The organism is Streptomyces sp. NBC_01460, from assembly GCF_036227405.1.
Lineage (GTDB): Bacteria > Actinomycetota > Actinomycetes > Streptomycetales > Streptomycetaceae > Streptomyces.
Map to the genome: position 1 here is coordinate 89,119 of NZ_CP109473.1, position 22,434 is coordinate 111,552.

20 protein-coding genes and 6 pseudogenes are annotated in these 22,434 nt (G+C 68.9%); 16 read left to right on the forward strand and 10 right to left on the reverse strand.

Annotated elements, in window-relative coordinates:
- Window positions 1-213 precede the first annotated feature (213 nt).
- Window positions 214-681: a hypothetical protein gene (locus OG488_RS00410; RefSeq protein WP_329224782.1), complete on the reverse strand. Its 468-nt coding sequence runs from the start codon at window positions 679-681 to the stop codon at window positions 214-216.
- 233 nt (window positions 682-914) lie between these two features.
- Between OG488_RS00410 and OG488_RS00415 the strand changes: the two genes are divergently transcribed.
- Window positions 915-1,142 carry a DUF5133 domain-containing protein gene (locus tag OG488_RS00415; RefSeq protein ID WP_329224783.1) on the forward strand — a complete coding sequence of 76 codons (228 nt, stop codon included), beginning with the start codon at window positions 915-917 and terminating at the stop codon, window positions 1,140-1,142.
- A 192-nt stretch (window positions 1,143-1,334) separates the two neighbouring features.
- Here the strand turns inward: OG488_RS00415 and OG488_RS00420 are convergent.
- Window positions 1,335-1,671: pseudogene (locus tag OG488_RS00420) on the reverse strand (transposase); the annotation flags it as partial.
- Window positions 1,672-1,782: 111 nt separating this feature from the next.
- Here OG488_RS00420 and OG488_RS00425 point away from each other — a divergent pair.
- The 6 genes and pseudogenes from OG488_RS00425 (at window position 1,783) to OG488_RS00450 (ending at window position 8,459) form a co-directional block, all read left to right on the forward strand.
- Window positions 1,783-2,397 (forward strand): hypothetical protein, encoded by a 615-nt coding sequence (locus OG488_RS00425; RefSeq protein ID WP_329224784.1) that lies wholly within the window; start codon window positions 1,783-1,785, stop codon window positions 2,395-2,397.
- A 75-nt stretch (window positions 2,398-2,472) separates the two neighbouring features.
- Window positions 2,473-2,787: pseudogene (locus tag OG488_RS00430) on the forward strand (IS5/IS1182 family transposase); the annotation flags it as partial.
- Window positions 2,788-3,309: 522 nt separating this feature from the next.
- Entirely contained in the window at window positions 3,310-4,353 is a 1,044-nt protein-coding gene (locus OG488_RS00435) for a 2-oxoglutarate and iron-dependent oxygenase domain-containing protein (protein ID WP_329224786.1), read from the forward strand.
- A 216-nt stretch (window positions 4,354-4,569) separates the two neighbouring features.
- Window positions 4,570-6,024 (forward strand): amidohydrolase family protein, encoded by a 1,455-nt coding sequence (locus OG488_RS00440; protein ID WP_329224788.1) that lies wholly within the window; start codon window positions 4,570-4,572, stop codon window positions 6,022-6,024.
- Entirely contained in the window at window positions 6,018-7,499 is a 1,482-nt protein-coding gene (locus OG488_RS00445; RefSeq protein ID WP_329224790.1) for a nucleobase:cation symporter-2 family protein, read from the forward strand. Before OG488_RS00440 ends, OG488_RS00445 begins: the two co-directional genes overlap by 7 nt.
- Before the next feature lie 228 nt (window positions 7,500-7,727).
- Complete coding sequence (locus OG488_RS00450; protein ID WP_329224792.1) at window positions 7,728-8,459, forward strand: SMI1/KNR4 family protein; 732 nt, start codon at window positions 7,728-7,730, stop codon at window positions 8,457-8,459.
- A 64-nt stretch (window positions 8,460-8,523) separates the two neighbouring features.
- Here the strand turns inward: OG488_RS00450 and OG488_RS00455 are convergent.
- Window positions 8,524-8,788, reverse strand: a pseudogene (locus OG488_RS00455) (ATP-binding protein); the annotation flags it as partial.
- Window positions 8,789-8,808: 20 nt separating this feature from the next.
- Between OG488_RS00455 and OG488_RS39160 the strand changes: the two are divergent.
- A pseudogene (locus tag OG488_RS39160) lies at window positions 8,809-8,961 on the forward strand (ATP-binding protein); the annotation flags it as partial.
- A gap of 292 nt (window positions 8,962-9,253) precedes the next feature.
- On the opposite strand, the gene OG488_RS00460 reads toward OG488_RS39160, so the two are convergent.
- Window positions 9,254-11,224 carry a discoidin domain-containing protein gene (locus tag OG488_RS00460; protein WP_329224794.1) on the reverse strand — a complete coding sequence of 657 codons (1,971 nt, stop codon included), beginning with the start codon at window positions 11,222-11,224 and terminating at the stop codon, window positions 9,254-9,256.
- Window positions 11,225-11,882: 658 nt separating this feature from the next.
- Here OG488_RS00460 and OG488_RS00465 point away from each other — a divergent pair.
- The 3 genes and pseudogenes from OG488_RS00465 to OG488_RS00475 form a co-directional block, all read left to right on the forward strand.
- Window positions 11,883-12,677, forward strand: coding sequence for a hypothetical protein (locus OG488_RS00465; protein WP_329224796.1), 795 nt, complete (start codon window positions 11,883-11,885; stop codon window positions 12,675-12,677).
- Entirely contained in the window at window positions 12,670-13,056 is a 387-nt protein-coding gene (locus tag OG488_RS00470; protein ID WP_329224798.1) for a GntR family transcriptional regulator, read from the forward strand. The genes OG488_RS00465 and OG488_RS00470 overlap by 8 nt, the downstream gene beginning before the upstream one ends.
- Window positions 13,057-13,095: 39 nt before the next feature.
- A pseudogene (locus OG488_RS00475) lies at window positions 13,096-13,682 on the forward strand (transposase); the annotation flags it as partial.
- Window positions 13,683-13,791: 109 nt separating this feature from the next.
- On the opposite strand, the gene OG488_RS00480 reads toward OG488_RS00475, so the two are convergent.
- The gene (locus OG488_RS00480; protein WP_329224800.1) at window positions 13,792-13,965 is read right to left on the reverse strand and encodes a putative quinol monooxygenase; all 174 of its coding nucleotides are present in this window, start codon (window positions 13,963-13,965) and stop codon (window positions 13,792-13,794) included.
- Window positions 13,966-14,660: 695 nt separating this feature from the next.
- Here OG488_RS00480 and OG488_RS00485 point away from each other — a divergent pair.
- The 3 genes and pseudogenes from OG488_RS00485 (at window position 14,661) to OG488_RS00495 (ending at window position 16,569) form a co-directional block, all read left to right on the forward strand.
- Window positions 14,661-15,623 (forward strand): zinc-binding dehydrogenase, encoded by a 963-nt coding sequence (locus tag OG488_RS00485; RefSeq protein ID WP_329224802.1) that lies wholly within the window; start codon window positions 14,661-14,663, stop codon window positions 15,621-15,623.
- 299 nt (window positions 15,624-15,922) lie between these two features.
- Window positions 15,923-16,198 (forward strand): annotated as a pseudogene (locus OG488_RS00490) (tetratricopeptide repeat protein); the annotation flags it as partial.
- 8 nt (window positions 16,199-16,206) lie between these two features.
- Entirely contained in the window at window positions 16,207-16,569 is a 363-nt protein-coding gene (locus tag OG488_RS00495) for a tetratricopeptide repeat protein (RefSeq protein ID WP_329238312.1), read from the forward strand.
- 181 nt (window positions 16,570-16,750) lie between these two features.
- Here OG488_RS00495 and OG488_RS00500 read toward each other — a convergent pair whose 3' ends face one another.
- Window positions 16,751-16,879, reverse strand: coding sequence for a hypothetical protein (locus tag OG488_RS00500; RefSeq protein WP_329224804.1), 129 nt, complete (start codon window positions 16,877-16,879; stop codon window positions 16,751-16,753).
- On the opposite strand from OG488_RS00500, the gene OG488_RS39165 reads away from it, so the two are divergent.
- Complete coding sequence (locus OG488_RS39165; protein ID WP_443074271.1) at window positions 16,839-16,931, forward strand: hypothetical protein; 93 nt, start codon at window positions 16,839-16,841, stop codon at window positions 16,929-16,931. The two genes, OG488_RS00500 and OG488_RS39165, sit on opposite strands and share 41 nt — an antisense overlap.
- A 250-nt stretch (window positions 16,932-17,181) precedes the next feature.
- Here OG488_RS39165 and OG488_RS00505 read toward each other — a convergent pair whose 3' ends face one another.
- Entirely contained in the window at window positions 17,182-17,841 is a 660-nt protein-coding gene (locus tag OG488_RS00505; RefSeq protein ID WP_329224806.1) for a ScbR family autoregulator-binding transcription factor, read from the reverse strand.
- A gap of 537 nt (window positions 17,842-18,378) precedes the next feature.
- On the opposite strand from OG488_RS00505, the gene OG488_RS00510 reads away from it, so the two are divergent.
- Complete coding sequence (locus OG488_RS00510; protein ID WP_329224808.1) at window positions 18,379-19,059, forward strand: HAD family hydrolase; 681 nt, start codon at window positions 18,379-18,381, stop codon at window positions 19,057-19,059.
- 46 nt (window positions 19,060-19,105) lie between these two features.
- Here OG488_RS00510 and dhaL read toward each other — a convergent pair whose 3' ends face one another.
- The 3 genes from dhaL to OG488_RS00525 all read right to left on the reverse strand — a co-directional run bounded on the left by dhaL (window position 19,106) and on the right by OG488_RS00525 (window position 22,309).
- Complete coding sequence (gene dhaL, locus OG488_RS00515; RefSeq protein ID WP_329238315.1) at window positions 19,106-19,771, reverse strand: dihydroxyacetone kinase subunit DhaL; 666 nt, start codon at window positions 19,769-19,771, stop codon at window positions 19,106-19,108.
- Between the two features lie 90 nt (window positions 19,772-19,861).
- Entirely contained in the window at window positions 19,862-20,860 is a 999-nt protein-coding gene (locus OG488_RS00520) for a dihydroxyacetone kinase subunit DhaK (protein WP_329224810.1), read from the reverse strand.
- A gap of 618 nt (window positions 20,861-21,478) precedes the next feature.
- Entirely contained in the window at window positions 21,479-22,309 is an 831-nt protein-coding gene (locus OG488_RS00525; protein WP_329224812.1) for a helix-turn-helix domain-containing protein, read from the reverse strand.
- Window positions 22,310-22,434: the final 125 nt, after the last annotated feature.

Genomic DNA, 22,434 nt, shown 5'->3' on the forward strand with positions numbered 1-22,434 from the left:
GTGCACGCCGGCTTGAGGTGTTCGTGACGGAAGGCGTCGTGCCGCCTCCCGTCCGCGCTGAGCAAGTCGCGGTAGCGCCAGGTAGGCGCGCCGCCCGGGGAGAAGACCACTTGGAGCATCGGCCGACGAGTTGTACCGCGCAGGGCACCCGGTCGTCGTGTGCCGCCTGGTGGACGGACTCCAGGTGAGCTTGCAGCAGGTCACGACCCGGACCTACAGATCAAGCACCACCCACACCCGGCGTCCGTCCTCAGCAGTGTCCGACCCGCATGACACCGCGCCCAACGCCGCAAGCTCGCGCAGCAGGGTGTCGTCGCAGACGGTCAGGCCGGTTTGATGCGACAGGGAAACGATCAGCGCCTGCCGGTTCTGGTCCGCCAGATGCACCGACACTCGTTTCCCTCCGTCGCCGACCGCAGTCCGGACGAGCAACTCCGTGAGGTCGCTCGCCGCCTGGTCGGCCTGCCGATAACCCCATTGATGCAGCCGGCTCACCACTGCCCGCGACGCCTTTCCTGCAGACCACGGGGCAGCCTCCAGAGTCCAGTTCGCCGCCCGCCGGTTCCGCATCTCCATCCGAACCCGCGGCTCTGCAAGACCAGTCTCCGGGCGCGGCGGCGACAGCGGGCGCTTCGGCGGTGGTGGGGTCTTCGGCGGGTGGTCCGGGGTGTGATCCACCATGACAGCTCCCAGCATCGGCGCGGATACCCATCGTAGAACGGTCGTCACGCCGCAGGGTCAGAACCGTATCGTTGGGTGCGCGCTGGCACAGCTTCGGTTCCTGGCCTGGTGTGTTGGCCCTACGCGGTCGGCCAACGCCCGCGCCCCGCTGGCACCCCCCGAATGTGGTGGGCATGGCGGCAGAGGGCAGGGGTAGGCGGTGGTCTGCGAGCGACGGCGAGTAGGAGACTCCGGTGCTGATGGCCCACCCTGCGGTGCTGCGGAACCTTGTCGAGCAGTACGACACCCTGCGCATTCACCAGGCCGAAAACGGCGACGCGGAAGTGCAGCAACGGATGGACGACATCGCCTACACGCTTTGCGTATCAACCGGCACCCGCGACATCGACGCCGCCTTGGTCGCCGCGCGCCATCAGCTGCCCGGCGCACGCCCCCAGGACGACTCCGTCCTCACCGCCTGAGAGCGCCTGAGAGCGCCTGAGAGCGCCTGCGTCGAGGTACCACGGCCAGCTCGCCAAAAGCCGTACCTTGCCCGCGGGTGCGCGGCGTAACGGTCCGCTGTCTGGCATATGACGACGGCGCCCGCCCCGGAAGATCCAGGACGGGCGCCATGTGCGTCCTTCGATAGATCACTCGTCAGCGTGGAGTGAGCAGGTGAACTGCCTCAGCGGCCCGAAGTGCGCCTCGATCGGATTCGCCCACAATGCGTAGGTCGGGGTGAAGCACAGCTCGACCTTGCGTTTCCTCGCCCAGCGCCGAATGCCAACGCCCTTGTGGGCGGACAGGTTGTCGAGGAGCCATCGGGCCTGGCGGCCGGATCGATTTCAGTGTGTTCGCGGCACCCTTCTTGCGGCGGATGGCACCCTACAGGCGGCCGTCGCCGAACGAGTAGCAGTGGAAGTAGCACACCTCGTGAGTGCGGTGGTGGGTGGCCGGCACCCGGTCGGGACGTTTCCGCTCCGCCCAGCCCGATGCTGCAGTGAGGCGGATGTGGACGGTCTCTGGTGAGGTGAGGTGGTGCCGATCCGGGTGTTGCCTCACTCGGTATCGGTAGCATCAGCCACCAGAGGGTTTTCAGCCACAACGAGAGGCCGGGATTGCATGTCCAAAACCACTGTTACGTCCACCATCAGCAAGGACTACGCCCAAAGGATCACCGATGATCTTTCAACGAACCGTGGTGAGCAGGAGCGGGTACGTACTGAGCTGACCCGGCTGCAGGGCGAGCTCCTTCTACTGGAGGAGGGTGAACAGGTTCTGGTCAAGATGCAGGAAGTCCTGGGCGACAGCGGCAAGCCAGCTGCCCGTCAGGGCAAGGGCCGCACGACGGCATCCGTTCCCACTGCCCGTCGCCCTCGGAGCAGAACGACGCCGCAGAAGCGGAGTCGAGCCTCCAAGCCTCACACGCCAACTGAAGCGGAGGCTCCCGCAAGCGGGGCCACGGCGAAGGGATCCAGCGAGCCGACGTGGCGTGAGCTGGTCACCGCATACCTGAACGATCAGCGAGAACCGAAGTCCGCAGCTGAAGTGACCGCGGCCCTGACCGAATCGAACCCTCAGCGCAGGACCCAGGTCACGGTGGTACGCAACACCCTCGAGCAAGGTGTCGCCCACGGGCTGCTGGAGCGCTCCAAGCAAGGACGCTCCGTCTACTACAGCCCTGTCTCGACGCCCGCTGCAGCCGCCTCAGTGACACCTGCGGAATCGGCCCAGTAAGCCCGGCTTGGCCGTTCACCTGCCCCGGGATTACTCCCTCCACCCGTGTCAGCCTCCTGGGCGCAGACTGCCGCCGTGGTCGTGGTGATCGGCCGGCCCCTTCTCGGTAACCGCAATGACTGCAAGGCGTGGCACGAGTCCGGCGCGAAGGCCGCGGTCGGCGCGACCATGACAATCGCCGACGGCGGCCGTCGTCCCTGTCCGGGCAGAGGACTTCTCCTGCCTCACCGCCGCAGCCGAGGTGAAGCACTGCCCGACTGGAAAAAGGCTCCCAACACGTCCACCAAGCAGGTCCGCGCCCGTGTCGAGCACTTATTCGCCTGCATGAAGACATGGAAGATCCTCCGCGACTTCCGCCTCAAAGGGGACGGCAATCACCACGCATGCTAATCGCCAAGTGGATCTTCGTTGCGAGTCCGCCACGAGACCGCTCCAGTCCTCATCAGCCGGATGGTCCACCGACTGCCGGTGAGGGCTTGTCGGTGACGCGGGCCCGGGACATCGCGAGCACGGCCAGTTCCACGGCCACGGCACAGGGCAGGGGCAGACCACGCAGGCGCGGTGCGGCCGGGTGCGCAGCTGTGACGTGCTCTGCCCCTCCGGATCTCCTCTGTAGACGCTGAGCCCGGCTCGCGGTTACAGCACCGTCATCTCGTGTCGTGCGTCCGAAACACGTACGCGCCAGACTCTCCGCATCGCGCAGCCGGTTCCCCCGGTCAGGGTGCCTCCTGGATCGGAAACCGGCTGCCAGCTCACGACGTCCACGGCAGCAAGGCCGTGGCGACCGTGCCCGACCGGGTCCGTGGCTCCGGTCGGTGGAAGCGCCGGGGGCGGTGACCGCGCTTCGTTCACCCGCTCGCACGGTCGGCGTTGTAGGGGTCGGCCGTGTGGCTTTCCACAGGGAGAACCACGTTGAACACGCATACCGACAGCCCGCCCACATTCCCCGCTCGCAGCGGCACAGCTGCCGTGACCGCGGAGGCCGAACTCGCCAGGGAACGGGCGATGGGCGCCGGTGACGGCGGGACAGCCGAGCGCGAGATCCGGGTCATCGACCTCGCCGACTTCGACAACCGGCGCTCCGAGATCGCCGCCGAACTGTGGCAGGCGGCCACGGAGATCGGCTTCTTCCAGCTCAGCGGCCACGGCATCGACCGGCATGGGACCGACGCCGCCTTCGCCGCCGCCCGCGCCTACTTCGCGCTCCCGGCCGAGCTGAAGGCGCGGCAGGCCTTGCGTCCGGGGAGCAACGCGGGCTGGGAGTACCGGAGCCAGGTCCGGCCGTCCACCGGCACCCCGGACGAGAAGGAGTCCTTCCAGCTCACCCGCCCGCGCATGGCCGACATGTGGCCCCAGGAGTCCGAACTGGCAGGTTTTCGGGCCACCCTGCTCGCCTTCGAGGCCCGCTGTCACGAGCTGGCCATGCGCGTCCTGGGCTGCTTCGCCGACCGGCTCGGCCTGCCCGACGGGTTCTTCGCCGCACGGCATGACCCGTCGGCCCCGGACCACCAGTCCACGCTGCGCCTGTTGCACTACTACGCGACGAACCGTGAGGCAGCGGTCCGCGCCACCGCCGACAACTCCTGGCGCGCCGGCGCCCACACCGACTTCGACTGCCTCACCCTCCTCTTCCAGCGTGAAGGCCAGGAAGGGCTGCAGGTCTGCCCGGGCCGCGAGGCAGGTGAGCGCCGCTGGACCCCTGTCCCGGCCCGTTCGTCCCTGATCACCTGCAACATCGGGGACATGCTGGCGCGCTGGAGCGGCGACCGGCTGCCGTCCAACTTCCACCGGGTCGCCCCGCCGCACCCGGACGGCGATCTCGGCCCGCGTTACTCGATCGCCTATTTCGCGCAGGCCGACGGAAGCGCCCTCATCGAGGACCCGGATGGCGTCCATGCGCCCGTCACCGCAGCGGATTACCTGCGGCAGCGCATCGCGGCGAACTTCGCGGGCTGACGACGCCGTCTCCTGCTGCGGGTCGCCACCCGTGTGGGCTGTCCGGGCGGCCCGCCCTCGTGCGGGCCGCCCGAACGGCCCACGACCGCGGGGAGCTTCGCGCCCGGCTCCGACCAGCTCTTCCGCACGGCTCCGTCGGTGACAGTCCTCTCCTGCCGGCCACTCCCCCCGCACCGCTCGCCATCACACCGCCCTCTCGCCACGAGGAGCTCCGCCATGCCGTCCCCGCCCCTTGCCGAGTCCGCTGCCCCCCGCGACTGCGACCTGCTGCTCACCGGCGGCCACGTCCTGACACCCGACCCCGAGAGCACCGGCCGCACGGTCACCTACGAGGACGGCGCGGTCGCCGTCGCTGCCGGACGGATCGTGGCCGTGGGCTCCGCCACGGCTCTGCGGGGCGCGTTCCGCGCCCGCCGTAGCGTCGACTGCACCGGCAGGGCCGTACTGCCGGGTTTCACCGACGCGCACACCCACCTGTTCCAGTCACTCGCCCGCGGTCTCGGCGAGGGCATGGCGATCTGGCCGTGGCTGCGCGAGTTCATGTGGCCCTACGCCATCGCCGTCACCGCGCAGGACGCCCGGGTCGCCGCCCGGCTCGGAGCGGCGGAGGCCGCGCGGGCGGGCATCACGACCGTTGTCGACCACCACTACGCGCCGACGGACACCGAGACGGTGCTCGCGGTGGCTGACGCTATCGAGGAGACCGGGCTGCGCGGCGTGGTGGCCCGGGGCATGCTCGGCGACCGCACGGCCGTCGCGGAAGCCCGCGGCCTGCCGACCGCCCTGTACCGTTACTCCACCACCGAGGAGCTCAGAATCACCGCCGAGTGCCTGGCCGCCCGCCCGGCCGGCTCCCGTGTCCAGATCTGGCCCGCCCCGCTCAATCTGTCCTACGGAGACCAGGACCTGGTCCGCGGCGCCGTCGAGCAGGCCCGGCGGGCGGATGTCCGCTGGCACACACACTGCAGCGAGGGGGCGAAGGACCCCGCGAGCTACCTCGACGCCTACGGCATCCGCCCGGTCGCCTGGCTGGAGAAGGAAGGCCTGCTCGACGAGCGCGCCACCCTCGCCCACGCCGTCTGGCTCGACGAGGAGGAGATCACGGCAGTCGGCACACGCGGTGCGAGCGTGGCCCACAACCCGGGTTCCAACGCCTATCTGGCCTCGGGCACCATGCCGCTCGCCGCGCTGCGCGCCGCCGGAGCGACTGTCGCCCTCGGCACGGACGGCCCGTGCGCGGGTGGCAGGCAGGACATGTTCGAGGTGATGAAGCAGATGCTGTTCACGCAGCGCCTGGCCACCCTCGACCCGGCGTCGGTGCGCTGCGAGGACGCGCTGACCGCCGCGACGCTCGGCGGCGCACGCTACACCGGTGCTGCGCCAGGCACGGGACGTGTCACACCGGGCGCCCCGGCCGACCTGGCCGTAGTCGACGTGTCGAGCACGGCCCGTCACACCCCGCTGCACCGCCTCGACTCGCATCTCGTCCACACCGCACAGTCCTCCGACGTCGTGATGACGATCGTCGCGGGCGCGGTGGTCTTCGAGGACGGCCGGTGCACCCGGATCGACGAGGAAGAGCTTTACGCCCACGCGCGGGAGCACGCTGCCGCGCTGACGCGTCGCGCCGACATCACGGACCGCACCTTCCAGGGAGCTCCCACATGCTGACGACGGACACCGGCGGGACGACGTATACGAAGCCTTCCGACCCTGTCGAGGAGGTCCCGCCCCTCTGGCGCCTCGGGCTGCTCGGCCTGCAGCACGTCCTCGCGTTCTACGCGGGCGCAGTGGTGATGCCCCTGCTCGTGGCCCAGGGCATCGGCCTGCCGCCGGACGAGGTGGCACGCCTGGTCAACTCCTCACTCCTCGCGTGCGGTGTCGCGACGCTCCTCCAGGCCGTGGGCCTGCCCGGCATCGGCATCCGGCTGCCGGTCGTCCAGGGCATGTCCACCGCCGCCGTGCCTTCCCTGGTCTCCGTCGGGCTCGCGGCGGGCGGCGCGACGGCCGGCCTGCCGACGATCTTCGGCGCGGTGATCGCCGCCGGCCTGGCACTGTTCCTCGTCGCACCGGTCTTCTCCCGCCTCGTACGGTTCTTCCCGCCGCTGGTCACCGGGACGATCGTGGCCGTCGTCGGGATAACCCTGATGACGGTGGCGGCCCGCCAGGTGGGCGGCGGCGACCCCTCGTCCCCCACCTTCGGCACACTGGGCCACCTCGGACTGGCAGGCGTCACCCTGGCGGTGATCCTGCTCCTGACAAAGGTGGCACGCGGCTTCGTCGCGACCCTGGCCGTCCTGCTCGGCCTGGCTGCGGGGACGACGGTGGCGGCGGCCACCGGGAAGGCTGACTTCTCCGGTATCGGCGAGGCCGGCTGGTTCGGGATGACAGCACCGTTCCACTACGGCGCGCCCCGCTTCGACCTCCTCGCCGTCCTGGCCGTGGTGCTGGTCATGGTGATCATCGCGGTGGAGTCGATCGGGCAGTTCTTCGCGATCGGTGAGATCACCGGCCGCGAGGTCGAGGGCCCCGACATCACCCGCGCCCTGCGCGCCGACGGACTCGCGACCATGCTCGGGGGTCTTCTCAACTCCTTCCCGACCACGGTCTACTCGCAGAACATCGGCCTGCTCCAGCTCACCCGTGTGAGATCGCGCTGGATTGTCGCCGGGTCCGGCGTGATCATGCTGGTGCTCGGCCTGGTGCCCAAGGTGGGGGCGGTCGTGTCGGCCATGCCGGCGCCGGTCCTCGGCGGGGCGACGATCGTGCTCTTCTCGACCATCGCGGTGGTCGGCATGCACATCCTCGGCCAGGCCGACCTCACCGACTCCCGCAACACGATCCTGGTCGCCACCAGTCTCGGCATCGGCTTCCTGCCCACTGCGTTCCCGCAGTTCGCCGAGCACATGCCGACCCGCCAGCTGCAGGCACTCTTCGAGAGCGGCATCATGCTCGGCACCCTGACCGCCGTCGTGCTCAACCTGTTCTTCCACCACCTCGGCCGTCGCCGTCCCGGCCCGGCGACACCTCCCGCGGCCACCGGGCCCGTCCACACGCCGGCCCCACTCGGCGCCAACGACCCGGCCAGCGGCGAGAAGGCGACCGACGGCACGCTCGCCGTTACTGACTTCGGATTTTCCAGGTGAGGCTGGTATGTCGAGGTGAGGCCGGTACCCGGCCATGAAACCGTCGAGGGTGTCAGGCCGGTGGCTTCGTAGGTGATGCCAGAGAGCGTTCGATGTCGAGCTTCGCCAGAGGATGTTGATCTGCCCAAGTGGAGATATCGCTCAGGTCTGAGAGCTCCAGCATCGGCATGTCGACCTCTCGGTGCAGGTGCCCAAGGGTTGCGTGAGCGGAGCCGATATCGTCCTGGCATGACACATGAGTTCGATATGGTGCGGTCGCTCGCTGCGGGTGTTGAAGGCCGCAGGGGTGCCTGGGAGTTCATCCGCGGGTTCGTTGCGAACTGGTCGCAGGCGCTCGGTGATGACGACGGCTGGGGTGAAGCTGATCTCGCGGCGGCGGAGGAGAGGCTCGGCGTCCGACTGCCGCTGGCGCTCCGAGAGGCGTATCTGTTGTTCGGCCGCCGTCGGGACCTGACCAGCAACCACGACGTGCTGCTCAGCCCGTCCGAGCTGTATGTGGACGAGGCCAGAGATGCACTGGTCTTCCGGCATGAGAACCAGGGGGCCGCTTCCTGGGGGATCCTCCTCGACACGCTGGTGGACGAAGACCCCGCCGTCCTCATCAGGGCCGACTTGGCTGACAAGGCTGCCGAACGCTGGGAGAGCTGGTTGGAGCGGGTGTCCCTGTGCTTCATTGAGATCGTGCTGTCGGAATGCGTCCAGGCCGGTGTCGGGCTCTGCGACTTCCTGTGCGACTTCGACGATTACGGCGTCGAGGTGCTGGAACAGAACTGCTCTCGGCTGCCCTTTCCGGCATATCCGATGGGCGAGGAAGAGCAAAGCATCCGCTGGTTCCTCGGCCATGACGTGCTCCTGCGTGACGACGACGGCATGGCTCTCCTGGCCCGTGGCCGCACCGAAAAAGCCCTCGACGAAATACGTGACCTGCTGCCGGGCGATTGGCTGAACGACTCCCGGTAGATCACGTTCCGGCCTTCTGCCAGCAGCTCGGCGCCAGGCGCTCGGGCTCGCTCGTCTGAGAAGGTCATCCGGCGGCAGTCTGCTGTTCGGCGCGGGCGCGGGTGGTGGCGCGGCTGTAGGAGTCGGTGCCGGTCTCGATGATGTTGCCGCCGAAGGTGAGGCGGTCGACGATGGCCGCGCGAAGACGGGGGTCGGTGAACGTCTTTGTCCAGCCGGAGAGGGGCTCGTTCGAGGCGATAGCCACGCTGTTCTTTTCCTCCCGCTCGGTCAGAACCCGGAAGAGGAGCTCGGCACAACCGGTCGAGTTCCATGCAGCCGAATTCATCGATCTATGCGGATATCCGCATAGATCAACGGCATCGGGCTTCTGCCCGTTTCCCCTGATGCCGCTGAGGTCTTCTACCGCCTGGAGGATGCCGCGTACGAACGTCGCACGCTCGCAGTCAGCAGCAACCTCCACCCGTCAGGATTCGACGAGATCATGCCCAAGGCCCTGGCCACCGTCGACGCCATCAGTGCGCTGTTGGGGTCTGCCCGCCCGCTGGGAAGAGCCCCACGTGCATTCTGCCCTGCCGCGCGTGAGGAGTTGCGGCCCCGACCCGGACCAGCTGTGGTTCGCCGTCTGCTCCGCCCTGGCCACGTGCAACAGCGGGGAACGGAAACGGGTAGGCACGCGCCCGGCCACTGCATGAGCTGGTCGGGGCGTGTATCTGCTCGGCACCAGCCAGGGCGGTGGTCATCTGCCGCTGGGGGCGACGCAACCGTGGCCGATCATGCTTCTGCTCAAGGTTCGATCACACGCCGTACACCCGCAGCTCCGAGAGCTGGCCGGCCGGCCAGCCGGTGTTGCCGGTGAAGATCAGGCGCAGGTAGCGGGTGATCGTGCCGGTGGGCAGGGTCAGGGTGGCGGTGTTCCCGGTGGAGGGGTCGAAGATGTACGGGGAGGCGCCGAGCAGGGAGGTATAGGACGTGCCGTTGGTGCTGCCCTGGACGGTGACGGTCTGGGTGCGAGTGGCCCAGGCGGCGACAGGGGGGAGGGTCAGAACGATGTCACGGGCGCCGGTGGCGGCTCCCAGGTCGACATCGAGCCACTGCGGGAAGGCGTTGTTCGCACTCTCCCAGTACGTGTGCGGGCTGCCGTCGACCGCGTTACCCGGGCCGTAGGACTGGGTGGAACTGCTTGCCCTCGTCGGCCGGTAGAGCGCCAGGTTGATACGGGCGGAGCCGTTGGTAGTCACTATGACCCGGGCTGACGGCTGAGACACGGTGCCGGCCGCATCAAGGGCCTGGATGTCGAAGGTGTACGAAGTCGAGGCGGTGAGCCCGGAGACCGTGAACGCGGTGACGTTCGCTGGGGCGGTGCCGATCGGGGTGGCGGTGCCGTCAGTGATCCGGCGGATGCGGTAGCCCGTCACCCCCACGTTGTCGGTGGAGGCGGTCCAGGCGAGCGCCACGGTGGTATCGGTTACCGCATTCACCCTGAAGTTCCCCGGAGCGGTCGGCGGTACGGCGTCGCCACCGAGAACCGGCGGGGTGGGCCGCACGGGGGTGAGGGGGGTCCGGCCCTTCAGCATCCGGCCGCCGTCGCCCGTCAGGCGCAGGTAGTAGTCGGAGGAGCAGGCAGTTCCGTCCTCATCGAGTGCGAGGAAGCCTGAACCGGCCGGTACCCAGGCCTGGGACTCGGCGGTCTTGGCGATCTGGTTGCCCTCGTTGTACTCGTCGAACATGGAGATGTAGGCGCTCGGCACCCCGGCCCGGCCCATGTTGTAGAACTGCCGCCACATGAAGTCACCATGAGCGCGCTGGCGTTCGGTGACCCCGCCGGGCAGCACGCACGGCTGGTAGTCAAGGCCATGTGCGGCGCACTCGGCAACGTCGGGCACAGTCGCAACGCTGTAGAAGTGGTCGGCTTCCGACGCGTTGCCGATACGGCCGACCAACCAGGGCGAGAGCATGTCGAAGGCGTGGTAGACGCCGGAGAACCCCGGACGGGAGTCCCGGTCCCCCGTCCGCCACCAGGTAGGGACACCACCGATCACGTAGCATCCCTGCGCTTTGAACCAGTTGACGACATCCAGGCATTGATCCGGGGTGAAGGGGCGCTGGGCATCGTTGAAGCCGAAGCCCCAGATACAGACCACCGGCTTGCCGTTCTGCTTCGCGTAGGCGGGCGAGTCCGTGTGGGAACGCATCTTGGCAGTCCAGTCGGCCTTGATGTCGCTCTGCATGGTCGTCCAGTCCGACACGTCATACATGATGTAGAACTTCACGCCCTGGGACTCGGCAGCGCTGCGCACTTTGCCGGCCATGGCGTCGCGAGTCGGGCCTTCGCCTCCGGTGGGGTTGAAGCGCTGGAGGGCGGCGGTGTCGATGCCGTACTCCTTCATCCAGCGGAAGTGCAGGTCGACCGTCGACCGGTCGTAGGAGGAGAACAGCGAGGCCGGCTGCCCGTTGCCGAGATTACCGAAGGCGGTGCGGTAGGTGGTCGGATAGTCCCGCACATCGGGCCAGGCAACGATGGCCTTGTTGCTCGTGGACGGTAACTGGCCCCAGTTCTGGGACCAGTGCCACCAGCCGTTGATCGGAGCGCTGTCCCCGGCACAGGCGAACCATCCCTGGTACCCCACGGTCACCTTGCCGACCACATCGCCGGGCGGGCTCGCCGCGACAGCGGGGCCGGCCAGCGCGGTCTGCCCCAGCCCCACGGCACCGAAGGCCCCTGCCGCGGTGGCCGCTTGCAGGATCGTACGACGTGTAACACCCATCTGATTTCCTCCGACTAGGACGAACTCGCTGCCGGTCGACCGGAGCATCCATGCCTACGAGGCAAGGCAGTGACACGGAGCGTATTGTCAGGGACACAATGACGCAACAGAGTGCGGGCAACTTGCAAGAAGACGCGGGGATTGCGAAATAGGCGACTCTGCCCGTCCGGCCACGAGGCCGAGGGCAGAGGAGTCGGCCTGCTGCCGGCCGGGAGTCCGCACCGGCCGACGGCGGTAACCCTCACCACGCCACCACCGTGGAGCACGACCCGTATTACGGCGACGAGTTCGTCGTCGGCCTCGGCGTGCGAATTCATCGATCATGCGGCATGCGCCTGCCATGGGTTACTCGTGACCTCAAGATCCGTACGTGGACCGCAACGACCGGCAGAGCCGAGCCTGTCCATGGCCACGGCCCCGAGCTACTCCAGAAGCTCGCCGCTGACCGGCCGGACCATGCCAATACCAGTCGCCGTACCAACCGCGGACCGCCTCCCCGTCGAACCGACCGCCTCCCAGTCCGCGCGTCACGGGAACCGCCCCGCTCCGGAACCCGTCTTCTCCTCGCACCGACTTGTATCAACTGTTTGACACAAGATCCCCGGTCACGGCATCTTGTACTCACTGCTTGATACAAGATGATCCGGGGGATCTCCGCATGCTCGACACCGCCCCGCCCCAGTACCGGTTGCTCGACCACGCCGACCACTACGCCCGCTGGTCCGGTCTGGCCACCGGCCTCGTGGTCGCGCAGGCGCTGTCCACGCTGGGGGGCGTCGAGTTCGAGCAGCGCGTCGTGTTCTGCCTCACGGCCTTCGGCCTGTGCGCGGTGGCGGGCGTCCTGCTCGCCGACGCCCTGACCCTGCGTCCCCAGCAGGCGGTACGCACCGCGAGTCTCGCACCACGTCTGGTCAGAGACCATGTGCCGCCGCACATGGGTCCCCTGATCGCACTCCAGGGGCTCTCCCTCGTCGTCCTGCTGGTGATCACGGCCGCCACGGCCTCCCTCGACTCCGACCGCGTCTTCAGCATGGGAAAGGCCCTCACCCTCACCTGCAACGGGATGCGGGCGACCACCGGCCCCTGGCCCGGCCTGTACTACACCCTCCCGATGTTCGGCGCGCTCGCCATAGCCACTCCCACCTGCGTCTGGGCCCTGCGCCGCATCGCCCACGGCCCGGGTGCGGAGCAGCAGCGCCGCGACCGCGCGTGGGCGGTCACCGGCGCATGGGGCCTGTTGGTGTCCAGCCAGCAGCTGTACGCCGTGCTGATGGTCTCCCTCGCACTGACGGAGACTGGCTGCTCCGGCGCGCTGGGCATGCTCACCTTCTGGGTGTTCTACCCGCTGGCCCTGCTGAACCTGTTCACCGCCGCTTGGTCCCTGGTCACCGTGGTGGCACCGCGGGCCGTCGCCGACGAAGCGGCGGCAGAGGGGTCCGACGACGATGAGTGAGGCCGCCGTCCGCGTCGACACCACCAGCCAGGTCCCGCCGTACGAGCAGATCCGCGCGCAGCTCGCCGCACTGATCGTCAGCAGGCGGCTGGCCGAGGGCGACCGGCTGCCGACCGTGCGCCAGCTGGCCACGGACCTCGGGCTGGCACCGGGCACCGTCGCCCGCGCCTACCGTGAGCTGGAGGCCGGCGAGCTCATCCGCACCCGTCGGGGCGCGGGCACCCGGGTGGCGGCCCCGCCCACCGGCCCGACTCGCCCGCACACTGTCCAACTTGCCACTCTCGCTCGTGACTTCACTTCGTCCGCTCGCGCCCTGGGCGCCGACACCGAGGCCATTCTGGCCGCCGTCCGCGGCGCCATGGACCCGGACCGCGCCTGAAGGTTGTTGCGGAACGCCTGGGATAGGCATTCCTCTTGTATGGGTGGGGTGTTGCGGGCTGAGCCGTTGTGGGTGGAGACGTTCACCGGCTTGCTTATGGACCGGTTCGAGAAGTTGGTGAAGGCAGTACGGAAACGGGCCTGGCGGGGGCCGCCCGTGGTGCCTGCCGCTGGCGGACCGGGTCCTGCTGGTGGCCGTCCACTACCGGACCAACCTCACGATGCGGCAGCTCGACCCGCTGTTCGCCGGCCACCGTCTGCCGGGTGATTCATCGCCTGCGGCCGCTTCTCGCGCTGGAGCCGGCGCCGCGGCCCGTCGCGGACGTCGAACGGTTGTGGATCGTGGACGGAACCCTGGTCCCGGTCCGCGACCGCACGGTCGCCGCATCCTCCCGCAACTACCGGTTCTCGGCGAACGTGCAGGTCATCATCGACGCGGACAGCCGCCTGGTGATCGCCTCGGCCCGCCCCGTCCCCGGGAACAAGGCCGACGCCCACGCCTGGCGAGAATCGGACCTGCCCGCCATCGCGGCCGGGACAACGGTCATCGCAGACGGTGCCTACCTGGGAACCGGACTGATCGTCCCGCACCGCAGAAGATCCGGACGCCCACTCCTGCGCGGCCAGGCGTGGACCGGCCGGCAGCCCATACCTCTGCCCGCATGCCGCGCCATCGCGGACGGCGATCCGGATGCGGCCGGCCCCGCGTGGCGCGAGGCCAGCCGTGTGCCGTGGGTCAGGAGAGGGGGTGCAGCCAGTGGGCCTCCAATTCCCCCTCGACCAGGCCCGCGATGGCGGCGAAGTACGTCTGCATGAACGGCTGCGAAACGTGCGCTAGCAGGTGGGCGCCGGAGGACCAGCGCTCGTAGAAGGCGAAGGCGCTCGGCTGGCCCGGTGTGGTGTGCACCACGTACTGCTCTCATCCAACCTCCTTGCGGGTGAGGCCGATGATCGCCTGGATCTCGCCCAGCATCCGGCCTCCTCGCCCACCTTGGCCCGGGCGTATCCATATACCGCGACTGGCGTGTCCGTGGCGAGGATGGGGGCGGGGATGAGGCCGTCGGGTGTCGTGTCGTCCGTGCTCATGAGGTCCTACTGCCGACACCAAGCACCGTCCCGCCGCTGTCACTACACACGGCGCGGTCACTCCTTCGCGGGACTGGCCGGGCGAACCCGCCCGCACCCGACACCATCCAGCTAATATCCCCCCGCTCAAGCCGTTGACCAGGACATACACCGAAGTCCGGCTGGATTACCAGGTGATCTGTTCCAAGGGGTTCAGTGGTTCGTGCGTCGAGCGTGGAGACCGCTCGCCCACGGTCAGGCGCTGTCCGGTGCTGCGGATACCAGTCGTGCCGCAGGTGGTAGTGGTGCGTGCTGAGGGCAGGCTTCGAACGCCTGGATCACCAACCCTGCGAAGCGTCGGGAAGCCATGACCTGGGTGTCGGTCGATCTGGTGTGGATCCCCTTGTTGGCCATGAGGATGAGAATGCACCGGTACCGAACCCCTGTCGCGCCGTGGACCCCCTCCCGCAGTCGGCGGCGATCGGCGGCGGGTGCTGAGCACGACGGCATTTGATCGGTCCGAGAACATGGGAGACGACATTGAAGGCAATCGCGATCCAGAAGTACGGAGGTCCTGAAGGTCTGGCTGTTGTCGACCTTCCGGCTCCCGCACCTGCTGCCGGACAGGTGGTGATCGCCACCGAGGCCGTGGGCGTCGGTGGAGTCGACGCCGTGATCCGAAGCGGGGCCCTGGCTGCTTACGGCTTCAAGGAGGGCCACATCCCGGGCAGCGAGGTGGCGGGCACCGTGACCGCGGTCGGTGACGGCGTCGACGCCTCGTGGATCGGCGGGCGGGTGTGGGGCTTCACCGGAACCGGCGGAGGATACGTCGAACAGGCCCTCGCGCCGGTCGAGGAGATCGTTCCCCTGCCCGTGAACCTGTCCGCAGTCGATGCGGTGACACTCGGCAGTTCCGGCGTGGTGGCCCACTTCGGGCTCCGCCACGCCCACTTCGCTCCCGGGGAGACGGCCCTGGTCCGTGGCGCGGCCGGCAGCATCGGGATCATGGCAGTGCAACTCGCCGCTCGCGGCGGCGCCGCCGCGGTGGCGGTTACCACCTCATCGGCCGAGCGCGGTGAGCGGCTGCGACGTCTCGGCGCCACCCACGTGCTGGACCGCTCCGGCGAGGGAGGGGAACCAGCCCCCGCAGGCTATGACGCCATCATCGACGTGGTGGCCGGCAAGGACATGCCGTCGTTCTTCGACCGGCTCAACCCGAACGGCCGCATGGTGGCTGTGGGCGCTGTCGCAGGCCAGCCACCGGCGGACTTCGGCACGAAGATCATGGCGGCGTTCCGGAAGTCGATGTCCTTCGCCGCTTTCAGCGCAGCCACCGTCACCGAAGCCGACCGGCGTGCCGTGCGGAGCGAGCAGTTCGCCGCAGCTAGCCGCGGCGAGATCGAAACAGTGGTGCACGAGGTGCTGCCACTGGACGCAGCCGTGCTGGCGCACCAGAAGATGTACGCGGGCGAGGTCTTCGGCAGGGTCGTGCTGACACCGTAGCCGAAGGTATCCACGCCGGGCTTGCCATGAGCCCCTGCGCAGTCGCGGCGAGGGAGTCCAATGTCGTTGCGTGAAGAGAGAGTTGGACTCTCTCTCCACCGCCCCTGCTCGACCCCGCCGGCTACCCCCACGCCCTGTGGAATGCCCCCGCTCTCCTCGAACATCTCACCACCCACACCGCGTCGGGCGACACCACGACGCAGCCGTCACCGGTAACGGCCGAACAAGCCCACGCCGTCCTGCGGCTCCTCCACCGCTATGCCCTCCGCACCTGCGACACCAGCGCCGAACCCCGCACCGTGACCATCCACGCCCTCATCGCCCGCGCCACCCGCGCCACCCGCGAAGCAACCCCCGACGCCGATCTCTCGGCGCTCGCCACCGCGGCTGCCGACGGTCTGCTCCAGAGCTGGCCCAACTCAGATCAGCACTGCTTCGGTGACGCAGCCGTTCTTCGTGCCAACACCGACGTACTCGCAGACCACACAGGGGAACGCCTCTGGCATCCCGAGGGTCACCCCGTCCTCTTCCGAGCGGGAACCAGTCTCCGCAGCGCGGGACTGGCCCACCTGGCCATCGCGTACTGGCAGAGCATGGCCAACCGCAGCGAACGTTTGCTGGGCGGCAATCACCCCGACACCCTCATCATCCGCGGCAATCTCGCGGTCTCGTACCGGGAGGCGGGGCGGACCGGGGACGCCATCAAGCGGGGGGAACAGGTGGCGGCCGTCATGGAGCGGTTCTCGGAGCCGAGCACCCCGATACCCTTGCCGCGCGCGCCAACCTCGCCTCCTCCTACCGTGAGGCGGGACGGACCCGCGAAGCCATCACCCTGCTCGAGCAAGTGACGGCCGACCGCCAGCGGGTGCTCGGAGCCGATCATCCCGACATCGTCGTCGCCCGAAAGGCGTTGGCACGATGGCGGTCCGCACGAAAGGACCTCTGATGAGCTATCGCGAAACCAAGCAGGGCGACCGCTGACTGCCGTCGATGAACTCAGAGTCATGCGACATGGAACAACGCCAACGGAAGCGGCTGATCCCGGGCGTCGATGTGCGCATTGATTCGAGCACCTGATCTTCTTGGGGTATGGCACGTCCTCTCCTCCCCGATGACCTGATCCAGCTTCAGCGCACCTGGTCGCGCAGGTACGGCGGCCGCCACCCCCCGTACGGGGTGGCGCCGAGTGTGCGAGAACTCGGACGGGCGGTCGGGCTGTCGAGCGCTTCGAGCGCGACATACCAGCTCGGCTGCATGCGGGAGCAGGGTGTCGATGTGAAGACGCGCTGCCGACGGAGCGGGCGGTGAGCGCACTGCGGAATGTGACGGCCGGAGCGTCGCGCACCTCGGCGGGGGCGGGGAGCGCGGACGGACACGACCTCGCGGGTCCGTGCTCGGACGGGGCCGCCCCGTCAGCCGAGCGCGGCCCGCACCCGCTCCGGCTCCGGCTCCGGCTCCGGGCGCCTGCCGCGGCTGGCTTCCGCGCCACCCTCGGTGCCATCCACTCCGCGCCTACGCCGAAAACGTCGGCGCCGTGGCTGACGAGCGCCCGACCTCGTCAGCCGCGGCGCGCAGCCAGGCCCTGCGGCAGCGCAGGAATCCGCCCCCGGGCACGCGCGAGCAGAAGGGCCGGCTCTGGGTCCGCCTGGAGGGACTTGAGCATGAGCAGCCACCACTGGTCCAGCCGCTCCGCCCAGTTCCGACTGCCCGGCATCTCCTCGCTCAGCGTGCAAAGGCCGAAGAAGGAGTACACGAGCGTCACGGCCGCGGTCGACGGTGTGACCTCGTCCGCCAAGTCGCCTCGTGTCCGGGCCTGGGCGAGAAGCCGGGTGACGGCCAGGACCCAGCCGCCGAACGGTGCGGAAACGGGGGACTTCATGGTGCGGCGTTCCGCCCACAGGCGCGCGCCCGCGCGCGCCACGACGTCCTCGCTGAGGGACCGTGCGACACCGAAGCTGAGTACGACCAACTTCTCCAGCGGAGGGATGTCGGGCGCGGAGTAGGGGGCCGCGAGTTGTGGCCAGGTAGCGAACTGCTCATGGATCACCGCAAGTGCCAGCTTCTCCTTGCTGGAGTAATGGAAATAGATCGCTCCACTCGTTTTTCCGGAGTGATCACTTATGTCATTGACACTCGTTCCCGCATATCCTCGTTCGATAAATAGATGTGCTGCCGATTCCAGCAGCTCTTTACGGGTGGCGCGGGCCCTGTCCTGCACTTCAGTTCCACTTTCGTTCACATGTTCCAAAAGTTGCGATGAGGGGTTAGCACCTCCACATGGGGGGCCGACCACAGCGCACGGAAGATCCTATTATTCTTTGACCGCGCGCACTTGGGGCTGAATTTCGTGAATTCGCTGCCCGCTGTGCAGAATCGTTTCCTGCGGTGTCTGAACTTTCCCCGATCGGTACGGCGTCGACCCTGGAGACCCTTGCCCATCAGGCCATTTGCCTGCTTTCTGCGGAGCAGCCCGCACCGTGCGCGGAGGAGGCGGCCCTCCCCCTCAAGGGAATTCCCGTCACCCGAAATGGTGATTGCGGAGTCCGGAGGGGCCAAATTAACGTAACGCCTACGATGTTTCGAACTCGACCAAAAGGGACGATCGCGTCTCTCTGACGCGCAAGGAAACGTCACCTGGCGCATGAGTGGTGCGGCCACGCACACTCCCGCTTCATTTCTCCGAATGGATGACCCATCCAGGCACCCGTCTGCGCCCGTGCCGTCGGTCGGCGCAGCCTCTGAGAACGGCAGTCACATGACAGTTCGCCCCATCCTTTCCTGGTCCCCGTCCGCCATCGTCTTCGACTGCGACGGGACCCTGATGGACACAGAGCGACACTGGCAGGAGGCCCGCAACGTCACCTTCCGGGTGTTTGGCGTCAAACCGCCGGCCGGCTTTGCCGACCGGGCCAAGGGCGTGCACTTCACCGAGTGCGGGGCCCTCATGGCCGAGGAGGCCGGGAAACCGGACCTCGTGGACGACTTCACGGACACGCTCCTCAGTACCTTCACCGCGCTGGTCGACCAGGACCCGGTCACCATGCCCGGAGCCGCCGCACTGGTCCGGCTGGCCGTCGGCCGCGTCCCTCTCGCCGTGGCGAGCAACTGTCCCCGGACAATGGTGGAGTCATGCCTCGGGCGGGCGGGACTCCTGCGCTGCTTTGACCACGTCGTGGTCGCCGGCGAGGTGCTACGGCCGAAGCCGGAGCCCGATGTCTACAGGGAGGCGGCACGTCTGTGCGGAGTACCGGTCGAGCAGACCCTGGCCGTGGAGGATTCGCTCACCGGCATGCAGTCCGCACGGCGGGCAGGTCTCCGCATCATCGGGATCGGAGCGATCCCGTCGGGTCTGGAGGCGGAGCAGGCCGATCTGTGGGTCAAGAGTCTCGCCGAGGACGAACTGTTGTCATGGGCCAAGCGCCGGATCGGCGCGTAGAGCGGCTCGGCTCAGCCGCAGACGCCGGGCCTGGCTGCGAAGACGGTCAGCCGATGGTCACATGGTGCGCCAGCGCGTCCACGGTTCCGCCGGCGGAGGCGAAGAGCAGGGCAACGCCGACCGCCCCGGGGTCCGGAATGCCCGTCGCCCTTTGACCCAGGTAGCTCGCCCGGCCCATGCGTGCCTTCAGGGACGCCGTGTCCCGCACCCCCTGCCAGGCGCCCTCCGCCGCTGCGGCCAGGGCCTCCGCGGGAGGCGTGCCATTCGCCGCCAGCAACGCGGCAGCAGCCGGAGCAAGCGCGTCGACCAGTGTCTTGTCGCCTGGTGAGGCATCCCCCACACGGCGGATGGCGGCCAAGCCCCGGGCGGTGCCTTCGGCGAGCGAGGCCGTGGTCAGGTCGGGTCCGGTGCCGGCGGCGGCCCTGCTCAAAGCCTGGAACAGCAGGCCGAACAGAGGACCGCTGGTCCCCCCGATCTCGTCGAGGAAGGCATCTGCCATGGCGCCCAAGGTCTCGGCGGGATCAGTCGGCCCTGCCATGCGGTCCAACCGTAGACCGGCAGACCGGACCCCGGCAGCGAGGTTCGCGCCGAAGTCACCGTCTCCCGCACGCTGGTCGAGTGCGGTCAGCTCGGCTTCGGTGGCATACACGGATTGGGTGAAGCAACGCATCCAGGAAAGGGTCTGTCTGCCGTCGAAAGCGGCGTGCGTCATGGTCTCGCCCTCCTGCTCCTGCTCCTGCTCCTGCTCCTGCTCCTGCTCCTGCTCCTGCGGTGACACTGCGGGATCCCGCATCTACGGGCCTCACCAAGACAGCGCTGGGGTGCGGACCGGCGCATCGTAGAAGTCCAGCACGACCCGGTCGGCGACCATGAGGCTCAGTGAGAAGCCCCGCATGTCGAGAGCGGTGACGTAGTTGCCGACGAGGTGCCGGGCCAGCCGCACCCGCCGTGCCTCGAGCACCCGGATGAGTTCACCGAATATGCCGTACAGCTCAAGTGACGTGACCGCCCCCAGGCCGTTGACCAGGGCGACCACCGACTCTTCGGGGCCAGGGCGCAGCGCGTCCAGCAGAGCGCCGACCATGTCCTCCACCAGCGCACCCAGCGGCTGCCATCTCCTGGTCCGGTCGGCGCGCTCCCCGTGGATTCCCACGCCGTACTCGAGTTCACCGGGTGGCAGAGCGAACGCAGGCGCGCCGTCGGCCGGTGCGTGGTGAGCGGCGGAAGCCACCGCGAGAGTCCGGCACCGACCCGCCACGCCGGTGCCGAGATCGACCAGCCCTCCGAGTCCCATTCCGCTGTCCGCAGCACCGCCCAGGACCTTCTCCACCAGCAGGGTGGCACCCGTACCACGGCGTCCGGCGGCTATTTCCTCGGAGTCGGAAGCCAGGTCGTCGTCGACCAGGACGCGCCCGCAGGCGATCCCGGCATCGGCGAGCCGCTCGGCGGCGATGCCGAAATTGATCCGGTCCCCCGTGTAGTTCTTGACCACGTGCAGCACGCCTTCCGGCCTCGCCACAGCGAGGGACGCCCGGAAGATCTGCCGGTTGTGCGGAGAGGCGAAGATCCTCCCCGGGCAGGCGGCGTCGAGCATTCCCGCGCCGACGTACCCGGCGTGCAGGGGCTCGTGCCCCGCCCCTCCACCTGAGAGCAGGCCCACCAGCCGGGCCGGTGCGGCGTGCAGGGCTGTGACGAATCCGTCGGCAGCGTCGTACCCCACGAGATCCGCGTGGGCACGCGCGAAGCCGGACAATGCGTCGGAGGCCAGTTCGCCCGCGCAGTTTTCGAAGTACCTGGCCATGAGCGACACGCCTTTCGTCCCCGGCAAGAGACCGGATGAGCCGGATGGGCAGCCTCCGGACGAGAACTCCATGGTGGGGGTTACGGTGCGCTTACGGCAACTCGCGCGGGGTGGTCGACGCGTCCGCCTGGACGAAGCCAAACAATGGGCCGCCGAGCTGACGGCGTTCACCGCCTCGGCTCCACACCGCCCGTGAACACCTGGACGCGCTGCCCGACCGCACCAGTCCGTGCGACCCCAAATGCAGCTTCCTCACCCCGCCCGCTCCCACCGCCGCCTCCTGCGCGGTGGGCGTCGCGCTCTCGCCCGGCCGCCAAGCCGCAGAGAGCACCGAGTCCTGGCGCACCGCACCGGTCGCCTGCTCGCTGACTGACCGGCAACGGGCTCGGCGAGCGCACCGCCCAGTGGCACCAACTCCTCGACGGCGCCGTATGCCAGGACATCCCCGACGGGCTACGCCTGACCTTGCCCGCCGAGCCAGTCGGGGGCATCGCCGCACTGGCCACAGCCGAGCAGCAGCGCTGCCGTTCTTCGGCTTCGGCTCCACCTCGACGGCCAGACGATGCTTCGCGCAGCGCAGGCGAGGGCGGACGCGGCCGGAGAAACCGACGGGCATTGTCACGTCACGCCGGCCATGTCGGCGAGCCGCGACAGCTTCCGCGCAGAGGGTGTGCCCGGGTCGGCGTGGTGGACGACCAAGAGCTGGCCGTCGGTGCCGATGAGCAGGAGTCGCTCGTGACGCAGTTCGAGCCGCCCGACCATCGGGTGGTTCATCTCGGACAGGCCCGTGCCCCGGGAGCTGACATCGTGGCGGGCCCACAGGCGGCGGAAGGACTCGCTTTTGACGGAGAGGCCGTTCGCCAGGTCCACGACGCGTGGATCTCCGCCGTGCGGCCCGATGAGGGCTCGCAGGCCGGCGACCGCGCGCTGGGCCATCTCGTCCCAGTTGACGTAAAGGTCGCGTAGGCGCGGGTCGAGGAACGCGGCTCGGATGGCGTTGGTGCCCACCTGGCCGGCGGGCGAGAGAGCAACGGCCAGGCGGTTGGCCGCCAGGACGTCCATGTACCGGTTCAGCACGAGTGCGGGTGTCCGGGCCCATGACGTCATGATCAGTTGCTGGATTCCGGGCGGGACGAGCTTGTCCTGGTCACTGGAGGACTGCGGCTGGTGGCGCGGGGCGGGAGCGGCAAGCGCGTGCAGGTGACGCGTGGCGTCGGAGTCGAGGCGAAGGACCCGGGCCAGAGCGTCGAGGACCGGCGGCGAGGGGTTGCGGTCGCGTCCTTGCTCCAGGCGCAGGTAGTAGTCGGTACTGATGCCGGCGAGCAGAGCGAGCTCCTCGCGGCGCAGGCCGGGTACGCGGCGGCGGCCCCCGCCGGGCAGGCCGACGTCCTCGGGCGTGACGAGGTCTCGGCGAGCTCGGAGGTAATCGCCGAGATGGTTGGAGCTCATGATCTCCAGCGTACGAGACGGCCCGCGCCGAACCGGGGAGCCCACGGGAGGCCCGGTTTCCTGGTCCTGGCACTCCTAGGGCCTATGGGGCACTGGCTGCGGTGGCCGCGCGGCGCGACGATGGC

Coding starts and splice junctions, on each gene's coding strand:
- OG488_RS00500 (WP_329224804.1), bottom strand. CDS start 16,879: ATGCAGCCGAGCTGGTATGTCGCGCTCGAAGCGCTCGACAGCCCGACC.
- dhaL (WP_329238315.1), bottom strand. CDS start 19,771: ATGACGCACGCCGCTTTCGACGGCAGACAGACCCTTTCCTGGATGCGT.
- OG488_RS00510 (WP_329224808.1), top strand. CDS start 18,379: ATGACAGTTCGCCCCATCCTTTCCTGGTCCCCGTCCGCCATCGTCTTC.
- OG488_RS00440 (WP_329224788.1), top strand. CDS start 4,570: ATGCCGTCCCCGCCCCTTGCCGAGTCCGCTGCCCCCCGCGACTGCGAC.
- OG488_RS00520 (WP_329224810.1), bottom strand. CDS start 20,860: ATGGCCAGGTACTTCGAAAACTGCGCGGGCGAACTGGCCTCCGACGCA.
- OG488_RS00465 (WP_329224796.1), top strand. CDS start 11,883: ATGCTCGACACCGCCCCGCCCCAGTACCGGTTGCTCGACCACGCCGAC.
- OG488_RS00450 (WP_329224792.1), top strand. CDS start 7,728: ATGACACATGAGTTCGATATGGTGCGGTCGCTCGCTGCGGGTGTTGAA.
- OG488_RS00525 (WP_329224812.1), bottom strand. CDS start 22,309: ATGAGCTCCAACCATCTCGGCGATTACCTCCGAGCTCGCCGAGACCTC.
- OG488_RS00410 (WP_329224782.1), bottom strand. CDS start 681: ATGGTGGATCACACCCCGGACCACCCGCCGAAGACCCCACCACCGCCG.
- OG488_RS00445 (WP_329224790.1), top strand. CDS start 6,018: ATGCTGACGACGGACACCGGCGGGACGACGTATACGAAGCCTTCCGAC.
- OG488_RS00425 (WP_329224784.1), top strand. CDS start 1,783: ATGTCCAAAACCACTGTTACGTCCACCATCAGCAAGGACTACGCCCAA.
- OG488_RS00460 (WP_329224794.1), bottom strand. CDS start 11,224: ATGGGTGTTACACGTCGTACGATCCTGCAAGCGGCCACCGCGGCAGGG.
- OG488_RS00470 (WP_329224798.1), top strand. CDS start 12,670: ATGAGTGAGGCCGCCGTCCGCGTCGACACCACCAGCCAGGTCCCGCCG.